The organism is Arthrobacter sp. 05L417 (genome assembly GCF_056397865.1).
This window is the reverse complement of the sequence record NZ_JBFTOG010000021.1, coordinates 47,216-63,398: the sequence shown is the minus strand read 5'-3', so window position 1 is coordinate 63,398 and position 16,183 is coordinate 47,216. Positions and strand designations below refer to the sequence as shown.

Sequence of the window (16,183 nt, the reverse complement as noted above, 5' to 3'; positions counted from 1 at the left end):
AGTCTACGTACGCAGCTACGGATCGAAGCGATATCCCATGCCGGCCTCGGTGTGAAGGTGGCGCGGCTGTGCGGGGTCGCGTTCGAGCTTGCGCCGGAGCTGGGCAATATAGACACGCAGGTACTGGGTCTCCTTGGCGTAGGCCTGTCCCCAGACCTGGGTGAGGATCTGCTGCTGGCTGACCAGCCGTCCGGCGTTGCGCACCAGCAATTCCAGGATGTTCCATTCCGTGGGCGTCAGCCGCACTTCCGCGCCTTCTTTGGTGATCTTCTTTCCGGCCAAGTCAACCAGGAAGTCGGCGGTCTGGAGCGTCGGCGCTTCATGCCGGGGCGCTGCCCGCCGCGAGGCTGCACGGAGCCTGGCCAGGAGTTCGTCCAAGCCGAAAGGCTTGGTCACGTAGTCGTCCGCTCCGGCGTCGAGGGCCTCTACTTTGTCTTCCGAACCGTGCCGGGCGGACAACACGATAATCGGCATGCTGCTCCAGCCGCGGATTCCCTTGATCACATCCACGCCATCCATGTCCGGCAGTCCGAGATCGAGCACCACGATGTCCACGGGCTGCTGGGCCGCCGCCTTGAGGGCGTCTGCGCCGTTGCCGACGCTGATAGCGCGGTAGCCGTGGGCATGGAGGTTGATCTGCATTGCCCGGGCGATCTGGGCTTCGTCCTCCACGATCAGCACGAGGCTCATGGCCGCCCTCCTGTCCACAGAGGGAGTGTGACCACCATGGTCAGCCCGCCTCCCGGCGTCGCCTCAGCCATGAGCGTACCGCCCATGGCTTCGGTGAATCCCTTGGCGACAGCGAGTCCCAGGCCGATTCCACTGCGCCCGTCCCGGCTGGATGGAGAATCATCGAGTCGTTGGAAAGGCTGGAAAAGCTCCAGTACGGCCGCGGGTGCGATCCCCGAACCATGGTCCATCACCCGCAGTTCGCTCGCCGGCCGACCTTCCACCGTGATACCCGCACCGGTCCGCGCCACGAGCACAACATCGGAATCGGGCGCGTATTTCACTGCGTTCTCCACGAGGTTCGCGACGACGCGTTCCAGCATCCCGGCGTCGGCCTCTATATACGGGAGGTTGGCCGGCAGCTCGTTGCGGATGCGCTCCTCCGGCACGCCGCGCAAAGCCTCCGGCAGGATCTGGTGCCAGCCCAGTCCGCGCAACAGCGGGTTCACGGCATCCGCGGTGATACGCGACATGTCCAGCAAGTTATCCACCAAGTGATCCAAGCGGTCCGCGTAGTCCTCGATGGTGGCCAATAGTTCGCGCTCGTCTTCGGGGGCGAAGGTCACGTCTTCCTGGCGCAGGCTGCTGACGGCAAGCTTGATGCCCGCCAGAGGAGTGCGGAGATCATGGGAGACGGCGCGCAGGATGGAGGTCCGCATTTTGTTGCCTTCCGCCAACCGCGCGTTGTCCCGCCTGCTCTTGACCAACTGCTGCCGCTCCCGCACTGCCACCACGAAGGCACCGAACGCGGCGAGCATGCGGCGATGCTGTTCGGAAAGGGGCCCGCCGCGGAGCAGGAGGGTGTAGTTGCGATCGACGACGGCGGCATGGTCGGCGGCCGCATGGGTCACCGGCGGTTGAATCCCGGAGCTTGCAAGGACCTGCCAGCCGGGGACGGGGGCGTCGGGAGAGTCAAACGTGGAGAGCAGCGTCACTGCGTCCATCCCGAGGTTGACACGGATCTTGTCCAGGAAAGACTCGAGGCTGCCGTCCGAGCTCAGGATACGGAGGGCCAATTCGCTGAGGGCTTTTGCCTCGGCGCCGGAATGCGCGGCTTCCTGGGCCCGTCGGGTCGCCAAACCGACGGCGAGCGCCACGCCGCACGCCACAGCGAGGAAGATGACCAGGGTGAAAAGCGTGGCGGGATCCGCGATGGACAGGGAGCCCACCGGATCGGCCGAAAAGTAGTTCAAGAGCATGCTGCCCAGGACGGCCGACACCACAGCCGGCCACAAACCCCCGATTGCGGCAACCGCTGCCGAGACGGCCAACTGGAAGAGCATGATCATGGCGAAGTTCCGGTACTGCAGCACCGATACCAGGACTTCGATGGCGACGGGCAGCAGCAGTGCCAGGACCAGGCCCGCCAGAATTCGGCGTCGTCCAATCCCCTTGACTGCCGGTAGCGGCAGTCCTATTGCGTTCACGTCCGCCGCGGCCATGGCTCAATTCTGGCACGGAGCAGGTGCCGCTACCTGCGTCGCTTGTTCCTTCAGGCCGCTGCGGGCAACATGTCCGGCCTTAGGATGCTGGCATGAGCCATTCAACGACGAATACCTCCGATGTCCTAGCCCTCGATTCCCTCTTGAGCTCCGAGGAACTGGAGCTTCGCGAGAAGGTACGCGATTTTACGGACCAGCGGATCCGGCCGAACATCGCCCGCTGGTACGAGGACGCAGTGTTCCCGCGGGAACTACCGGCGGAACTCGGCGAACTCGGCGTCCTTGGCATGCATCTGGAGGGCTACGGCTGCCCGGGCCGCACCGCCGTCGAATACGGCCTCGCCGCGATGGAACTCGAGGCCGGCGATTCCGGCATCCGCACCTTCGTGTCCGTCCAAGGCTCCCTGGCCATGACGGCGATCCACAAGTGGGGCAGCGAAGAGCAGAAGGAACAATGGCTCCCGCGCATGGCTGCCGGCGAACTGGTCGGCTGCTTTGCCTTGACGGAGCCGACGGCGGGTTCGGACCCGTCGTCGATGGCCAGCTTTGCCCGCCGTGACGGCGAAGGCTGGGTCCTGAACGGTTCGAAGCGTTGGATCGGGATGGCCTCGATCGCCGACGTCATGGTGGTGTGGGCAAACACAGACGACGGCATCCGGGGCTTCCTGGTTCCGGCTGGCACCCCGGGAGTCACCGTGACTCCCATCGACGCGAAGCTCTCCATGCGTGCCTCGATCCAGTGCAATCTAGTGTTCGACGCCGTCCGGCTGGGCCCGGAGGCCCTCCTCCCGGGCGCACTGGGCCTCCGCGGCCCGTTCTCTTGCCTCAACGAGGCACGCTACGGGATTGTCTGGGGTGCCATGGGCGCCGCCCGAGACTCCTACGAGGCGGCGCGCGAATATGCCGGAAGCCGCATGCAATTCGGCAAACCCTTGGCCGGCTACCAGCTGACCCAGGAGAAGCTCGTGAACATGCTCCTGGAGATTGAGAAGGGAACCCTGCTCGCGCTGCATCTTGGACGGCTCAAGGATGCAGGCAAACTGCGCCCGGAACAGATCTCGCTGGGCAAGCTCAACAATGTGCGGGAGGCAATCGAGATCGCCCGCGACGCCCGTACCATTCTGGGTGGCAACGGCATCACGCTGGACTACCCGCCCTTGCGCCATGCCAACAACCTGGAATCCGTGCGCACCTACGAAGGGACGGACGAGGTACACACCCTGATCCTGGGCCAGCACATCACGGGCATCCCGGCTTTCCGATAGCTTCCTGGGCGCGGGGTCAGGCTCCGACCGGGACGGGTTCCTTCTTCCCCGCATCTTTGCGGATGGTCGCGCTGATGACGGCGGCCACTGTGCACATCGCGGCGGCCCCGATCCATGCATAGGTGTAGTGGCCCGTGGCGTCGCGGATGTAACCCGCCAGCAACGCGGCGGCCGCGGCTCCGAGCTGGTGCGCAGCGAAGACCCAGCCGAAAACCACCGAACCGTCCGCCCCGAACACCTTGCGGCAGATGGCCGCCGTCGGGGGCACAGTGGCTACCCAGTCCAGGCCGTACACCACCACGAACAGGATCATGCTGGGTTGCACGGTGGAGCCCAAAAGCACGGGCAGCACCAGCAGCCCGACCCCACGGAACTGGTAATACACGGCCAGGAGCACCTTGGGATTGAAGCGGTCCGTCAACCAACCGGAAGCGATGGTGCCCACAATGTCGAAGATCCCGACGACGGCCAGCAAGCCCGCCGCCGTGGTTTCCGGCATGCCGTGGTCGTGCGCCGAGGGAATGAAGTGGGTGCCGATCAAGCCGTTGGTGGTGGCACCGCAGATGGCGAAACCGGCAACCAGGGCCCAGAAGGTGCGCACTTTGCTGGCGCGCTTGAGGACCTGCAGTGCCCGCACGGCTGCGTTGGGCGTCTTGGCACCTTCAGCGTTGGCGGATTCCGCAACCGGGGCGGCTCCCGCCGTCGTCGGCTGCTCCTCTTCGGCACCGTAAGGTTGGACCCCGACGTCGGCCGGTGAGTTCTTGAGCCAGCGCAGCACGAGCGGCACTACGGCGAGCGCACCGGCTGCTATCAGCAGCGAGGCGCCGCGCCAGCCCGGGCTCTGCGCGAGCACCGCGATGAAGGGCAGGAACACGAGCTGCCCGGCGGCGCTGCCCGCTGTCAGGATGCCGATCACCAGTCCGCGGTTCTTGGAGAACCACGTGTTGGCGATGGTGGCTGCGAAAACCAGGGCCATGGAGCCGGTACCGAGTCCGATCAGCACACCCCAGGTCAACAGGATTTGCCAGGACTGGTTCACGAACACCGTCAAGGCGGAGCCGAGGCCGATCAGGCAGAGGGCGATCGAGGTCACAGTGCGGATGCCGAAGCGTTCCATGAGCGCGGCAGCGAAGGGCGCCGTGAGGCCGAACAACACCAGGTTGATGCTGACGGCGAGCGACAGCACGGTGGTTGACCAACCGAATTCCTGCTGTAGCGGCACCATGAGGACGCCGGGGGCTGCACGGAATCCGGCTGCGCCCACAAGTGCCAGGAACGCGACGGCGGCCACCATCCAGGCGGGGTGGAGGCGCCGCTTCCGCGGAGCCTTACCGGCTGGTTTGCCGGCGGAAAGTTCGGTGGGATTGGGTGCGGTCATGCGGAGGGCTCCGATTCGTTCGGGAGGTCGCGTGTGGCGGGAGCTGTGGCCAAGGCCAACGGGTGTTCCGATCGCGTGAGGCTATGCCAGCTGGTGTTGGCTGCCGTCAGGCGGGACCCGCAATGGGAGCAAGTATCCGCAGACGCCGTCGGCAGTCCACAACCGTTGTGGATCACGCGCATGTGGGCTTTGTCCGTCGGCGCGTCGAGATGCTTTTCGGACCAGATGATGATGGCGTTCAAGACAGGCAAAGCATCTTCGCCCTTGGGGGTAAGGACGTACTCTTGGCGCGTTCGGGCGCCGTCCAGGTAGGGCCGTTGGGCGAGGAGGCCCGCCTCAACGAGCCAAGTCAATCGCTTGCTGAGGACGTTGTCTGCGATCTGGAGACGGGTCTTGATGGCATCGAAGCGGCCGTTGCCGAAGAAGACCTCCCGTAGCACCAGGCTTCCCCAGGGGTCTCCGAGGATATCGAGGCCGCGCGCAAGGCTGCACGTCCGCTCGGACCAATCGGATCGTAAAGGCATGGTTCGAGATTAGCTGGCTTTTCTAAAGAAAGCTAGGCTTTATCGCCAGTGGCCTCTGTCCGTGGCCATCAAGAGACCGCACGGTGGCCGGATGGTGTCTTGGAATTTTACCGAGGGTTTATCCAGGGAGCCTAGATTCGCAGGGTCAACCCCGCTTATGAAAGGCACCCTCTTCGATGTCAACGGACACCCCGCAAACGAAGAACCATTCCAACCCTGGAATCTCCCGACGAGGCTTCCTCGGCACCGCCGCCGCAGCCACAGCCCTCGCAGCCACGGGTTCGCTGCTGCCGCCTTCGGTCCAGGCAGCCATGGCCAAACCGGTGGCACCTGGAAGCCTCCAGTCCATCAAGCACGTCATCGTGCTGATGCAGGAGAACCGCTCCTTCGACCACTACTTCGGTTCGCTCCGCGGCGTACGCGGCTACGCAGACAAGTCCATCACCCGGCTGCCCAACGGCCGTTCAATGTTCGAACAGCCCCGCGCCACCGGCGAAAGCGTCCTGCCGTTCTCGCTCCGCAAAGCCGCGGAGCTCGCGGGGCGGCCGGATTCGGATATCCAGTACCTGAACGCCTTGGACCACTCTTTCTCGGGCACCACTGCAGCGTGGAACCACGGCTGGTGCGACAAGTGGGTCCCGGCCAAGAGTGCCTCCACGATGACGTTCTACGAGCGCTCGGACATCCCCTTGCAGTACGAGCTCGCTGACACCTTCACGATCTGCGATGCGTACCACTGCTCCGTGAACGGCTCCACCAACCCCAACCGCACCTACCTCTGGAGCGGCACCACGGGGACCGAACCCGGCAGCACCAAGCGTGCTGTAACGAACGCCGCCTACAGCTACGACCATGGCGGCTACAACTGGACCACTTACCCGGAACGCCTGGAACAGGCCGGCGTTTCGTGGCAGATCTACCAGGACTGGGACAACTTCACGGACAACGCGGTCGAATACTTCCAGACATTCAAGGCGATCGGCCACAAAATGCTCGCGTCCGTGGACGGAAACCTGCGCACCACGGAGGAGTTCTACGACAAACTCGCGGGAAAGACGCCCGCCGAACAGGACCGCCTTCTCGCCCAGTTGGAACAAGCCCGGCGGCTCCTGAGCGACGCCGAGAAGGCCCTCTTCGACAAGGGCATGCGCCGCGGCCGCCCGGACACCCTCTTGCAGCGCCTCAGTGCGGACATCAGCGCCGGTTCCCTGCCGCAGGTCAGCTGGCTCGTGCCCTCCGCCGCCGATTCCGAGCACCCCAGTTCCTCCACGCCCGTGGGAAGCGCCAACTTCGTCTACCGGCTGCTGGACGCTGTTGCCAGCAACCCGGATACCTGGGCCAGTACTGCCATCTTCCTGAATTTCGACGAGAACGACGGCTACTTCGACCACGTTCCCCCGCCCGTGCAGCCGCGCCCGGAATCCGGCGAATCCACGGACTGGACCACGGCCCTGCCCGTTGGCCTCGGCCCCCGCGTCCCCATGACCGTCGTCTCACCGTGGACCATCGGCGGCTACGTCAGCTCCGAGGTCTTCGACCACACTTCCGTGATCCGTTTCCTGGAACGCTGGACCGGCGTACAGGAACCGAACATTTCGCCGTGGCGCCGCGAGGTGTGCGGTGACTTGACCGGCGTCTTCAATTTCGACGCCGCGGGCACGCCGCCGGTCTTGGACCACCCGGGTCCGGTTCCCGCCAAGATTTCCCGCTGGCGGCCGAACCCGCCGGCCGTGCAGGTGGCACCCATCCAGGAATCCGGAAGCCGCCCGGCCCGCCCGCTCCCCTACCGGCCACGAACATCCGCTGCGGTGACGGCCAGCGGCCTCACACTGTCGCTGGACAACAACGGCACGCAGTCTGCCCACTTCACCGTTTACGGCTACGCGGGCGAGGTCACCGAACCGCGGCACGTTGACGTGAAAGGCCCTGTCGGCCTGCAATTGCCACTTGCCGGAGGCTCTTTCGACCTGATCGTCACCGGCCCCAACCGCTACCAGTATGAGCTGAAGGGCACGACGGCGGGTGCCGCGGCCGGCGTCGACGTCACCGTCAACGGCCCGCGCGGCCAGAAGGCCGTGGAAATCGAATTGCGCAACAACGGAAGCAAGACCGTTCAGCTGAACATCGCAGCGCTGCAGTATGTCGGGGATGCGGACCAGCAGGTCTTGAAGCCGGGCCAGAAGAAGAAGATCGGGTGGCAGACCCTCCAGGGCTGGTACGACGTCGAAATCACCTCGCCGGACGATCCCTCCTTCCGTCGCCGCCTCACTGGGCGCGAAGAAGATGGCCAGGTGGGCATCTCCGGCTAGGGAAACTCCACTCCTGACCATGTTTGAACGAGGATCGGCCGGGACACGCCGCTGTGATGGCGTGTCCCGGCCGATCCGTTCACCAAAGAAGGTCAGGAATGGATGGGCTTTCAGTCGGTGATGTTGCCGATCGCCTGCTCGAGGTCCGCGATCAAGTCCTCGACGTCCTCGATGCCGCAGGAAAGCCGGATCAGGTTGACCGGCACGGCCAGCTCGGTGCCCTTGACCGAAGCGTGCGTCATCTCCGAGGGGTAGTTCATGAGGGACTCGATGCCGCCCAGGGACTCGGCCAGCGTGAAGACTTGGGTGGATTCGGCGACTTTGCGGGCCGCAGCTTCGCCGCCCTTGAACTGCACGGAAATCATGCCGCCGAACTTCTTCATTTGCTTGGCCGCGAGTTCGTGGCCCGGGTGGGAAGGCAGTCCCGGATACAGCACGGCTTCAACTTCGGGACGCTCCAGCAGCCACTCGGCCACGGCCTGGGCGTTCTCGCTGTGGCGGTCCATGCGCACGCCGAGCGTCTTGAGGCCACGCGTGGTCAGGAACGCATCCATGGGTCCGGACACGGCGCCGACAGCGAACTGCACGAAGCCGATCTTCTCTGCCAGTTCGGCGTCCTTGACCACGATCGCGCCGCCCACCACATCCGAGTGGCCACCGATGTACTTGGTGGTCGAGTGGACCACGACGTCGGCACCCAGGGCGAGCGGGGTCTGCAAGTAGGGAGACGCAAAGGTGTTGTCGACCACGAGGAGGGCACCGGCGTCGTGCGCTACTTTGGCGAGCGCCTCGATATCGGTGATCTTCATCATCGGGTTGGACGGAGTCTCCACCCAGACGACGCGGGTCTTGTTCGCCCCGACGGCTGCGGCAACGGCGTCAAGGTTGGACATGTCCACTGGTGTGTTGCCGATGCCCCACTCGCCGAGCACGCGGTTGATGAGCCGGTACGTTCCGCCGTAGGCGTCGTTCCCGAGGACGATATGGTCGCCGGGGCGGGCAACGGCGCGGATCAGGGAGTCCTCCGCGGCAAGCCCCGAGCTGAAGCTGTAGGCGTGGGTTCCGCCCTCGAGCGCGGCGAGCTGCTCCTGCAGCGCATCGCGGGTGGGGTTTCCGCCGCGTCCATATTCGTAACCGTCGCGCAAACCGCCTATGCCGTCCTGGGCATACGTCGAGCTGAAGTGCAGCGGCGGAACCACGGCGCCGGTGCGCGGTTCGAAGGCCTGGCCGGCGTGGACAGCGCGCGTGTTGAATCCTGCTTCGTTTGCAGACATATGAACTCCTAGTGTCAGTTGCTCAGGTAGGCGAGAAGGTCGTGGCGGGTGAGGATGCCCACGGGGGCTCCGACGAACGTCACCATGACGGTGTCGACGTCGGACAGCAGCTCTCGTGCGGCGGAGATGGTCTCCAGGGATCCGATCACCGGCAGGCGCTCCCCCATGTGCTCGGAGATCTTGTCGGTCAATTTGGCCTCGCCACGGAACAGCTTGGTGGTCAGCGTGCGCTCGTCGACTGCGCCAAGGACCTCGCCCATGACCACGGGCGGTTCCTGCGACAGGACCGGGATGTGCGAGACCCCGAATTCGTTCATGATGTTGATGACATCGCGCACGGTCTCGTTGGGATGGATGTGGACGAGGTCCGGCATCTCACCGGTCTTGGACTTCAATACCTCGCCCACGGAGGCTTCCTCGCCACCTGAGAGGAAGCCGTAGGAGCGCATCCACTTGTCGTTGAAGATCTTCGCCAGGTACCCGCGGCCGGAGTCCGGCAGGATTACGACGACGACGGCTTCCTCGCCAAGGTCTTTGGCCACTTGCAACGCGGCAACCACTGCCATGCCGGAGGAGCCACCCACCAGGAGGCCTTCCTCGCGGGCCAGGCGCCGGGTCATCTCGAAGGAGTCTGCGTCGCTGACGGCAATGACGTCGTCCGGCACGGTCTTGTCGTAGTTGGCCGGCCACATGTCCTCGCCAACGCCCTCCACGAAGTAGGGCCGCCCCGTGCCGCCAGAGTAGACCGAGCCTGCCGGGTCCGCGCCGATGACCTTGACGCGGCCGCCGTCGGACTCTGACCGGTTGGCGGACACATCCTTGAGGTACCTGCCCGTGCCGGTGATGGTGCCGCCCGTACCGGCGCCGATCACGACATGGGTGATTTTCCCGTCGGTGTCGCGCCATATTTCGGGCCCGGTGGTTTCGTAATGGCTGCCGGGGGCTGCGGGATTGGAGAACTGGTCCGGCTTGAAGGCTCCCGGGATCTCGGACACGAGCCGGTCGGAGACGCTGTAGTAGCTTTGCGGGCTGTCCGGGGCCACGGAGGTGGGAGTCACCACAACTTCGGCGCCATACGCCTGGAGTACGGCACGCTTGTCCTCGCCCACTTTGTCCGGGACAACGAAGATGCACTTGTAGCCCTTTTGCTGGGCCACGAGGGCGAGTCCTACGCCCGTGTTGCCCGAGGTGGGTTCCACTATGGTTCCGCCCGGCTTGAGCTTCCCGTCCCGTTCTGCTTCCTCGATCATCTTCACCGCGATGCGGTCCTTGATGGAGCCGCCGGGATTCACATATTCGAGCTTCACCAGAATGGTGGCTTTGATGTCCCCGGTCACGTGGTTGAGCTTGATGAGCGGTGTATTGCCAATGAGGTCCAGGACGGACTGGGCGTACTTCATAGGTACCAAGTTACCGCTTGGTCGGGACTGCTCCGGTGCAGCGGAGGCTCAGACCGGTGGCGGGCCGCATCTGCTTCGCTTCTAGCCAAAGGATGGCCTCGCGGGGCAAGCTAGCCGTGACACCCTCCAAGGAAAGGACATGCACCATGGATTGGACCCTCGAAGTGGTTGTGCTCCCTGTGAGTGACATTGACCGTGCCATCGAGTTCTACCGCGACAAGGTGGGCTTCAACCTTGACCACAACACCACCAACGAGCACATGCATGTGGCGCAGCTGACCCCTCCGGGCTCCGGATGTTCGATCGTCGTCGGAGACCTGCCGGCGCAGAATGAGATGGCGCCGGGTTCCATGCGGGGCCTTCAACTTGTGGTCGCGGATGCGCGCGCCGCACGCGAGGAATTGCTGGGCCGCGGCGTCGAGGCCAGCGAAATCACCGTCTTCGACGAGCGCGACGGCGGCACGTTCTTCGGCTTCAGCGATCCGGACGGCAACACGTGGGCGGTGCAGGAACTCAAGGTCCGCGCTGAGAAGCCGCTGATTCCAGCGGAGGCCCGCGGGCGCTTCGGGGAGTAGTTTCGGGGAAAGGGCCGGCCCCGCGTAAAGGGCCGGCCCGGGCAACCCACTCACTCAGCCGGTGCAGTGCCTGCCGCCGAAGAGTCGGTCTGCCAGAGGCCCAGGATGTTGCCTTCGGTGTCCTTGAAATACGCGTAGTATCCCATGCCCGGAACAGCATCCTTGCCTTTGACCACTGAACCGCCCGCACTCTCGATTTGGCCAAGCGAAGCCTCGATGTCTTCGACATCCACCGTGATGATGGGCGTCTTCAGCTCCTCTGTGCGCGGGAACAATGCACCATTGATGGCCCCGGGCGCGCTCGGCATACCCGTCTGCGGGTCCGAAGGCGTGGTGATTGCGATCGTGTAGTCCATCTCCTGCATGGGGTTGAGCATCCAGCCGAAGGCACCCTGGTAGAAAGTGTTGGCCCGCTCCTTGTCGTCCGCGGGGATTTCAAAATGCACTACACCGGCCATTGGTTCTCCTGAGATTGTCATGGAAGGCGCAGACGCCCCGCGCCACACGTGGAGTCTAGTCGGGTGGGTTTCGCGGCGTAAGGGCTTGAACGCGGCTCTTTTCGAGTGTTGTCAGGTGAGCGTGCGACCATGAATGAATGACCATCGTCGATGTCCCGCCAGCAGCAGCGGCTGCGGCCGACGCGTCCGTGCGATGGCACGCCGGCGGCCCCTTCGACCTTCTCCAGACCCTGGGGATCCTCATGCGCGGCAATGGCGACCCCTCCTTCGCGGCGCGGCAGGACGGCGTGTGGATGGCCTTCACGACGCCGGATGGCCCGGTCACATTGCGACTCACCGCCGCGGGAAACGGCCAGGACAGGCACGTCGATACCCAGGCTTGGGGCGTCGGTGCCGGCTCCGCCATCGCCTCCGTGCCTGCGCTGTTGGGGAGCGGGGACGACTGGTCCGGCTTCGACGAGGCTGCCTTTCACGCCACCCTTCCGCGCATGGTCAGGGAAGCCCGACGCCGGAACCTCGCCGTCCGTTTGCCTACCACCGGCCGTGTGGTGGACTCCCTCGTGCCCACGATTCTTGAGCAAAAGGTCACCACTATCGAGGCCCGTCGGGGCTACCGCTACCTGATGTACCGTTACGGGACCGCAGCGCCAAGCGCGGGCCGCCTTTCGACGTCGGGCCTGCCGTCGGGCCTCCTCGTCCCGCCAACCGCCTCCCAATGGTTGGCCGTTCCTTCATGGGAATGGCACAAGGCCGGCGTGGGTCCCCAGCGTTCGGCGACCGTCATGCGGGCGCTGCGATCCGCCGTCGCGCTTGAACGGCTCGCATCGCTCAGCGCAGCGGAAGCCGGGGCCAAGATGCAGACCATCCCGGGCATTGGTGTCTGGACGGCCGCCGAGGTGGTCCAGCGGACTCATGGCTGCCCGGATTCGATCGCGGTGGGCGACTACCATTTGGCCTCGTACGTCGGCTATGCGCTCACCGGCAGGAAAACGGACGACGCCGGAATGATCGCTCTCCTGGAACCGTGGAGTGGGCACCGGCAGCGGGTAGTCCGGATGCTGGGGCTCAGCGGCTTCCGCAAACCGACATTCGGTCCGCGGATGACCATCCAGGACCACCGAGGGCACTAACGCCACCAACGCGGGGTCACTTACGGCCCATGTTGCTGCCCGACATGGGCCGTAGGTGACCCCGCGTTGGGAGTTTCGCCCGCTTGATCCGGACAATAAGGCCGGCGAACCCTTCGGCCAGGTCATGGGCGTTGGCCTTGAAGTAGGACCAGCCGGCGCTCGTGAAAGCTTCGTCCCTCCGGTTGTCCCGTGTCTGCTGTTCCCGCGTGAGATGCGGTGCGCCGTCGTACTGCACGGCGATCCGGAACCGCCGGTACCCCAGGTCCGCGGACGGCGACCACGGATCGTCCGGATCGAAGCGGAGCTGCAATTCCGGTTCAGGCAATCGCGCATCCAACATTGCGAGCCGCAGGAATGTCTCCGGAAACGAGTCTGCTCCGACCCTCATGTCTTCGAGGGCAAGCCGGGCCTTCTCCACGCCCTTCATATTCGGATGCTGGCGGATCAGGAGGCGCAGCCCTTCCTTGTTCGCGTAGGGCTCCGTCCTTCCTTCAAGGCCCGGCCGGGGCATGCGGATCAACTGGTCGCCCATGGCAATCACGTACCGCAGCGGCAACTGATGCGCCAGGTCAAGCCACGTCCGGGACGGGGAGGACACCGGGATACCGTCTATCTCCGTGACTTCGCCCTGGAGGACACGGACTCGGTGCCCCGTCACTCCGGTCCGGCGGACCCGGGGAAGCTCATGGGGCTTGCTGAGGTGGACCGTCTCTTCGCCGCCCAGCCACGGAGGAAGGCCGAGCCGGGTCAATACCGCGGCGCTCTCGTGGGAGACCCAGGCACCCGGTGTTGCCGCGGCAAGGACCCGCGCCCGTTCGGCAAACGCAAACTCACGACCCGCGGGCAAATAGATCAGCCGGCCGCCGTCGGACACGTCCCTGGCCCGGAGCCGCTTCGGAGCGACGCCAAGCACACGGGATTCATAGACGGTGAAAGGACGGCTACTGATTTCCTTCGGCAGCGGATTGATGCGGACCATGGGATCCAGTTTGTCCGCAATTTGACCCCGGCAAGGAGTTATCCACAGGCTGACTTCCAAGCAAGCCAACGCGGGGTCACTTACGGCCCATGTCGGGCAGCAACATGGGCCGTAAGTGACCCCGCGTTGGAGTTAGAGTCCGAGGCGGGCGATCGCTTCTTCGCGCATGTCGATCTTGCGCACTTTGCCGGAGACTGTCATGGGGAAGCTCTCCCGGATGTCCACGTAGCGGGGGATCTTGTAGTGGGCCAATTTGCCGCGGCAGAACTCCTGAACTCCGTCCAAGTCCAACGCTGCTCCCGGTTTGAGGATGATGCAGGCCATCAGTTCCTCGCCGTACTTGGCGTCAGGCACCCCGATGACCTGGACATCCTGGATCGCGGGATGCCGGTACAGGAACTCCTCGATTTCACGGGGATAGATGTTCTCTCCTCCGCGGATGACCATGTCCTTCATGCGGCCTTCGATCACGATAAAGCCGTCGGGGTCCATCCGGGCGAGGTCCCCCGTGTGCATCCAGCCGTCGTCGTCGATTGCCTCGGCTGTCTTCTCCGGCTGGCCCCAATACCCGTCCATCACGGCGTAGCCGCGCGTGCACAGCTCGCCGATTCCTCCGCGTTCCAGGGTTTCGCCGGTGCCCGGATCCACGATCTTGGACTCGAGCCGGGGCATGGTGCGACCAACTGTCGTGGTCCTCTGCTCAATGGTGTCCGCCGCGAGGGTCATGGTGGACACGGGCGAAGTCTCGGTCATTCCGTAGCAAATGGCCACGTCCCGCATGTTCATCTCCCCGATGACACGCTCCATGACCTCGATGGGGCACAGTGAGCCGGCCATGACGCCGGTACGCAGCGTGGAGAGGTCATAGGACGCGAAATCGGGCAAAGCCAACTCGGCGATGAACATGGTGGGTACTCCGTACAGTGAGGTTCCGCCAAAATCCTGAACCGCTTCCAGGGCGGCGGCCGGGGTGAATCCGCGGCCCGGAATGATGGTGGCCGCGCCGAAGCTCAACGCGTTCAGGTTCCCGATCACCATGCCGAAACAGTGGTAGAACGGCACCGGCAAGACCACGCGGTCGCGTTCCGTGTACCCCAACAGCCTGCCGATCTGGTTGCCGTTGTTGAGGATGTTGTGGTGGGTCAACGTGGCGCCCTTGGGGAATCCCGTGGTGCCGGAAGTGTATTGCAGATTGATGGGATCGTGCGGGTCCAGTTCCGCCATGCGCGCCTTGAGCGCTGAGGGCGCGACGTCGTCCGCCCGCTTGAGTAGCTCGGCGAACGTCAGCTCGGCGTCAGTTTGCGGCTCGCCTGCGTTGAGCATGTCCAGTCCCAGATCGGGAAGAAACACGAGCTCCCGAAGCTCCGGGCAGCCGGCCAAGGCCTCCCGGGCCATGGCCACATAGTCGCTGTTCTTATCCGATGGCGCAGCCACCAGCATCCGCATGCCGTTCTGGCGGACCACGAATTCGAGTTCGTGGCTGCGATACGCCGGGTTAACGTTGACCAGGATCGCCCCCACCTTAGCCGTCGCGTATTGCAGGATGGTCCACTCGGCGCAGTTCGGGCTCCAGATGCCCACCCTGTCACCCTTGGCGACGCCCACGGCGAGGAGCGCACGCGCGAGGCGATCGACGTCGTCGTTCAGTTTTTCGTAGCTCCAGCGCCGGGCCTCATCGCCGGGCACCACGGCGGCTTCGATGAGCGCGTCCCGCAACGGAAACCGCGCCGCGACGCGTTCAAAGTTGGCGCCGATGGTCTCTTCAAGCAGCGGGACGTCAGTGTCCCCGGCTGTGTAGGAAAGCATGAACGCACGCTACCAACTCCGCCGGTCCAAGAGAAGACTTTTGCTTGGAAGTCCTACAAAATATTTCAGGGGCTTGTCGGGCCAGCCGGTAATGTGAATCCCATGAGTGCACCCATTGACCTGCAGGCCACGTTCATTCCCAACGACGGCGAATTCTTCCGCGTGAAACTCGCGTTGGAAATCGCGATCGACGAAGTAGTGAACGAACCCGGCTGCATCCGCTACGAGCTCACCGAAGCCAACGAGGACAAGCTGGTCCTGACTGAACAGTGGGCCTCGGAGGAACACCTCGACATCCATTCCAAGGGCATCGCCGTTCAGGACCTCAACGAATCCCTCAGTGCGCTGCTGGCGGAGCCGGTGAAGCTCGAGCGCCTCTAACTAGCATCGGCTGTTGCCCACTGGAAAGTGGGCAACAGCCGATGGCGTTTGCTAGGAGTTTTCGGCGCGCTGCTTTGCGATGTGCGCGTGAACCTCGTCCATGTCGAGCCCCTTGACGGCCTCGATGACCTGCTCGAGCTGGGGTCCGTTCAGTGCGCCCGGCTGGGAGAACACGAGGACCTTTTCGCGGAAGGCCATGAGCGTGGGGATCGAGGAGATGCCGGCTTCGGCGGCGAGCTGCTGCTCGGCCTCGGTGTCCACCTTGGCGAAGAAGACATCGTCATGCTTCTCGGAAGCGGCTTGGTATGTGGGGGCAAACTGCCTGCAAGGGCCGCACCACGCAGCCCAGAAGTCCACGAGGACAATGTCATTGCCCTCGATGGTCGATGCGAACTGCTCGCCGGTGATGTCAACTGTAGCCATGCTTCCACGGTACGCGACGGCGCCGCCTAAGTCGCCCTTGTTCGCTACCCGGCAAACCGGGAATAAAGCACGACGGCGGCCGGCTGGCTTGGGCCCGACCGGCACCTTCG

General features: G+C 64.5%; 15 protein-coding genes. 5 read left to right on the top strand and 10 right to left on the bottom strand.

The window, feature by feature from the left end; all coding sequences use genetic code 11:
• Positions 1 to 15 precede the first annotated feature (15 nt).
• Complete coding sequence (locus AC1DJW_RS15705) at positions 16 to 690, bottom strand: response regulator (protein WP_390278613.1); 675 nt, start codon at positions 688 to 690, stop codon at positions 16 to 18.
• Positions 687 to 2,171 (bottom strand): sensor histidine kinase, encoded by a 1,485-nt coding sequence (locus AC1DJW_RS15700; protein WP_284753350.1) that lies wholly within the window; start codon positions 2,169 to 2,171, stop codon positions 687 to 689. Before AC1DJW_RS15700 ends, AC1DJW_RS15705 begins: the two co-directional genes overlap by 4 nt.
• 92 nt (positions 2,172 to 2,263) lie before the next feature.
• Here AC1DJW_RS15700 and AC1DJW_RS15695 point away from each other — a divergent pair, with 92 nt between their 5' ends.
• Entirely contained in the window at positions 2,264 to 3,436 is a 1,173-nt protein-coding gene (locus AC1DJW_RS15695) for an acyl-CoA dehydrogenase family protein (protein WP_390278611.1), read from the top strand.
• A gap of 16 nt (positions 3,437 to 3,452) precedes the next feature.
• On the opposite strand, the gene AC1DJW_RS15690 is transcribed toward AC1DJW_RS15695, so the two are convergent.
• The gene (locus tag AC1DJW_RS15690; RefSeq protein WP_284753348.1) at positions 3,453 to 4,814 is read right to left on the bottom strand and encodes an MFS transporter; all 1,362 of its coding nucleotides are present in this window, start codon (positions 4,812 to 4,814) and stop codon (positions 3,453 to 3,455) included.
• Complete coding sequence (locus AC1DJW_RS15685) at positions 4,811 to 5,338, bottom strand: winged helix-turn-helix transcriptional regulator (RefSeq protein WP_476901822.1); 528 nt, start codon at positions 5,336 to 5,338, stop codon at positions 4,811 to 4,813. Before AC1DJW_RS15685 ends, AC1DJW_RS15690 begins: the two co-directional genes overlap by 4 nt.
• A 176-nt stretch (positions 5,339 to 5,514) precedes the next feature.
• Here AC1DJW_RS15685 and AC1DJW_RS15680 point away from each other — a divergent pair, with 176 nt between their 5' ends.
• The gene (locus AC1DJW_RS15680) at positions 5,515 to 7,647 is read left to right on the top strand and encodes a phosphocholine-specific phospholipase C (protein WP_476901821.1); all 2,133 of its coding nucleotides are present in this window, start codon (positions 5,515 to 5,517) and stop codon (positions 7,645 to 7,647) included.
• 110 nt (positions 7,648 to 7,757) lie between these two features.
• Here AC1DJW_RS15680 and AC1DJW_RS15675 read toward each other — a convergent pair whose 3' ends face one another.
• A complete protein-coding gene (locus AC1DJW_RS15675) occupies positions 7,758 to 8,921 on the bottom strand; it encodes a cystathionine gamma-synthase (protein ID WP_476901820.1) in 1,164 nt (387 codons plus the stop codon).
• 14 nt (positions 8,922 to 8,935) lie between these two features.
• A complete protein-coding gene (locus AC1DJW_RS15670) occupies positions 8,936 to 10,321 on the bottom strand; it encodes a cystathionine beta-synthase (RefSeq protein WP_284753342.1) in 1,386 nt (461 codons plus the stop codon).
• Positions 10,322 to 10,467: 146 nt separating this feature from the next.
• On the opposite strand from AC1DJW_RS15670, the gene AC1DJW_RS15665 reads away from it, so the two are divergent.
• Positions 10,468 to 10,896, top strand: a complete 429-nt coding sequence (locus AC1DJW_RS15665; RefSeq protein WP_366176323.1) for a VOC family protein — start codon at positions 10,468 to 10,470, stop codon at positions 10,894 to 10,896.
• A gap of 50 nt (positions 10,897 to 10,946) precedes the next feature.
• Here AC1DJW_RS15665 and AC1DJW_RS15660 read toward each other — a convergent pair whose 3' ends face one another.
• The gene (locus AC1DJW_RS15660; RefSeq protein WP_284753340.1) at positions 10,947 to 11,354 is read right to left on the bottom strand and encodes a VOC family protein; all 408 of its coding nucleotides are present in this window, start codon (positions 11,352 to 11,354) and stop codon (positions 10,947 to 10,949) included.
• A 137-nt stretch (positions 11,355 to 11,491) separates the two neighbouring features.
• Between AC1DJW_RS15660 and AC1DJW_RS15655 the strand changes: the two genes are divergently transcribed.
• On the top strand, positions 11,492 to 12,484 hold the full coding sequence (locus tag AC1DJW_RS15655) for a DNA-3-methyladenine glycosylase family protein (protein WP_390278600.1): 993 nt from the start codon (positions 11,492 to 11,494) through the stop codon (positions 12,482 to 12,484).
• 16 nt (positions 12,485 to 12,500) lie between these two features.
• Here AC1DJW_RS15655 and AC1DJW_RS15650 read toward each other — a convergent pair whose 3' ends face one another.
• Together AC1DJW_RS15650 and AC1DJW_RS15645 are read right to left on the bottom strand one after the other, a co-directional pair.
• Complete coding sequence (locus AC1DJW_RS15650; RefSeq protein ID WP_390278598.1) at positions 12,501 to 13,463, bottom strand: hypothetical protein; 963 nt, start codon at positions 13,461 to 13,463, stop codon at positions 12,501 to 12,503.
• Between the two features lie 132 nt (positions 13,464 to 13,595).
• A complete protein-coding gene (locus AC1DJW_RS15645; RefSeq protein WP_476901819.1) occupies positions 13,596 to 15,269 on the bottom strand; it encodes an AMP-binding protein in 1,674 nt (557 codons plus the stop codon).
• A gap of 102 nt (positions 15,270 to 15,371) precedes the next feature.
• Between AC1DJW_RS15645 and AC1DJW_RS15640 the strand changes: the two genes are divergently transcribed.
• Positions 15,372 to 15,650, top strand: a complete 279-nt coding sequence (locus AC1DJW_RS15640) for a putative quinol monooxygenase (RefSeq protein ID WP_284753335.1) — start codon at positions 15,372 to 15,374, stop codon at positions 15,648 to 15,650.
• Positions 15,651 to 15,701: 51 nt separating this feature from the next.
• Here the strand turns inward: AC1DJW_RS15640 and AC1DJW_RS15635 are convergent, their stop codons facing one another.
• On the bottom strand, positions 15,702 to 16,073 hold the full coding sequence (locus AC1DJW_RS15635) for a thioredoxin family protein (protein ID WP_059387274.1): 372 nt from the start codon (positions 16,071 to 16,073) through the stop codon (positions 15,702 to 15,704).
• Positions 16,074 to 16,183 lie beyond the last annotated feature (110 nt).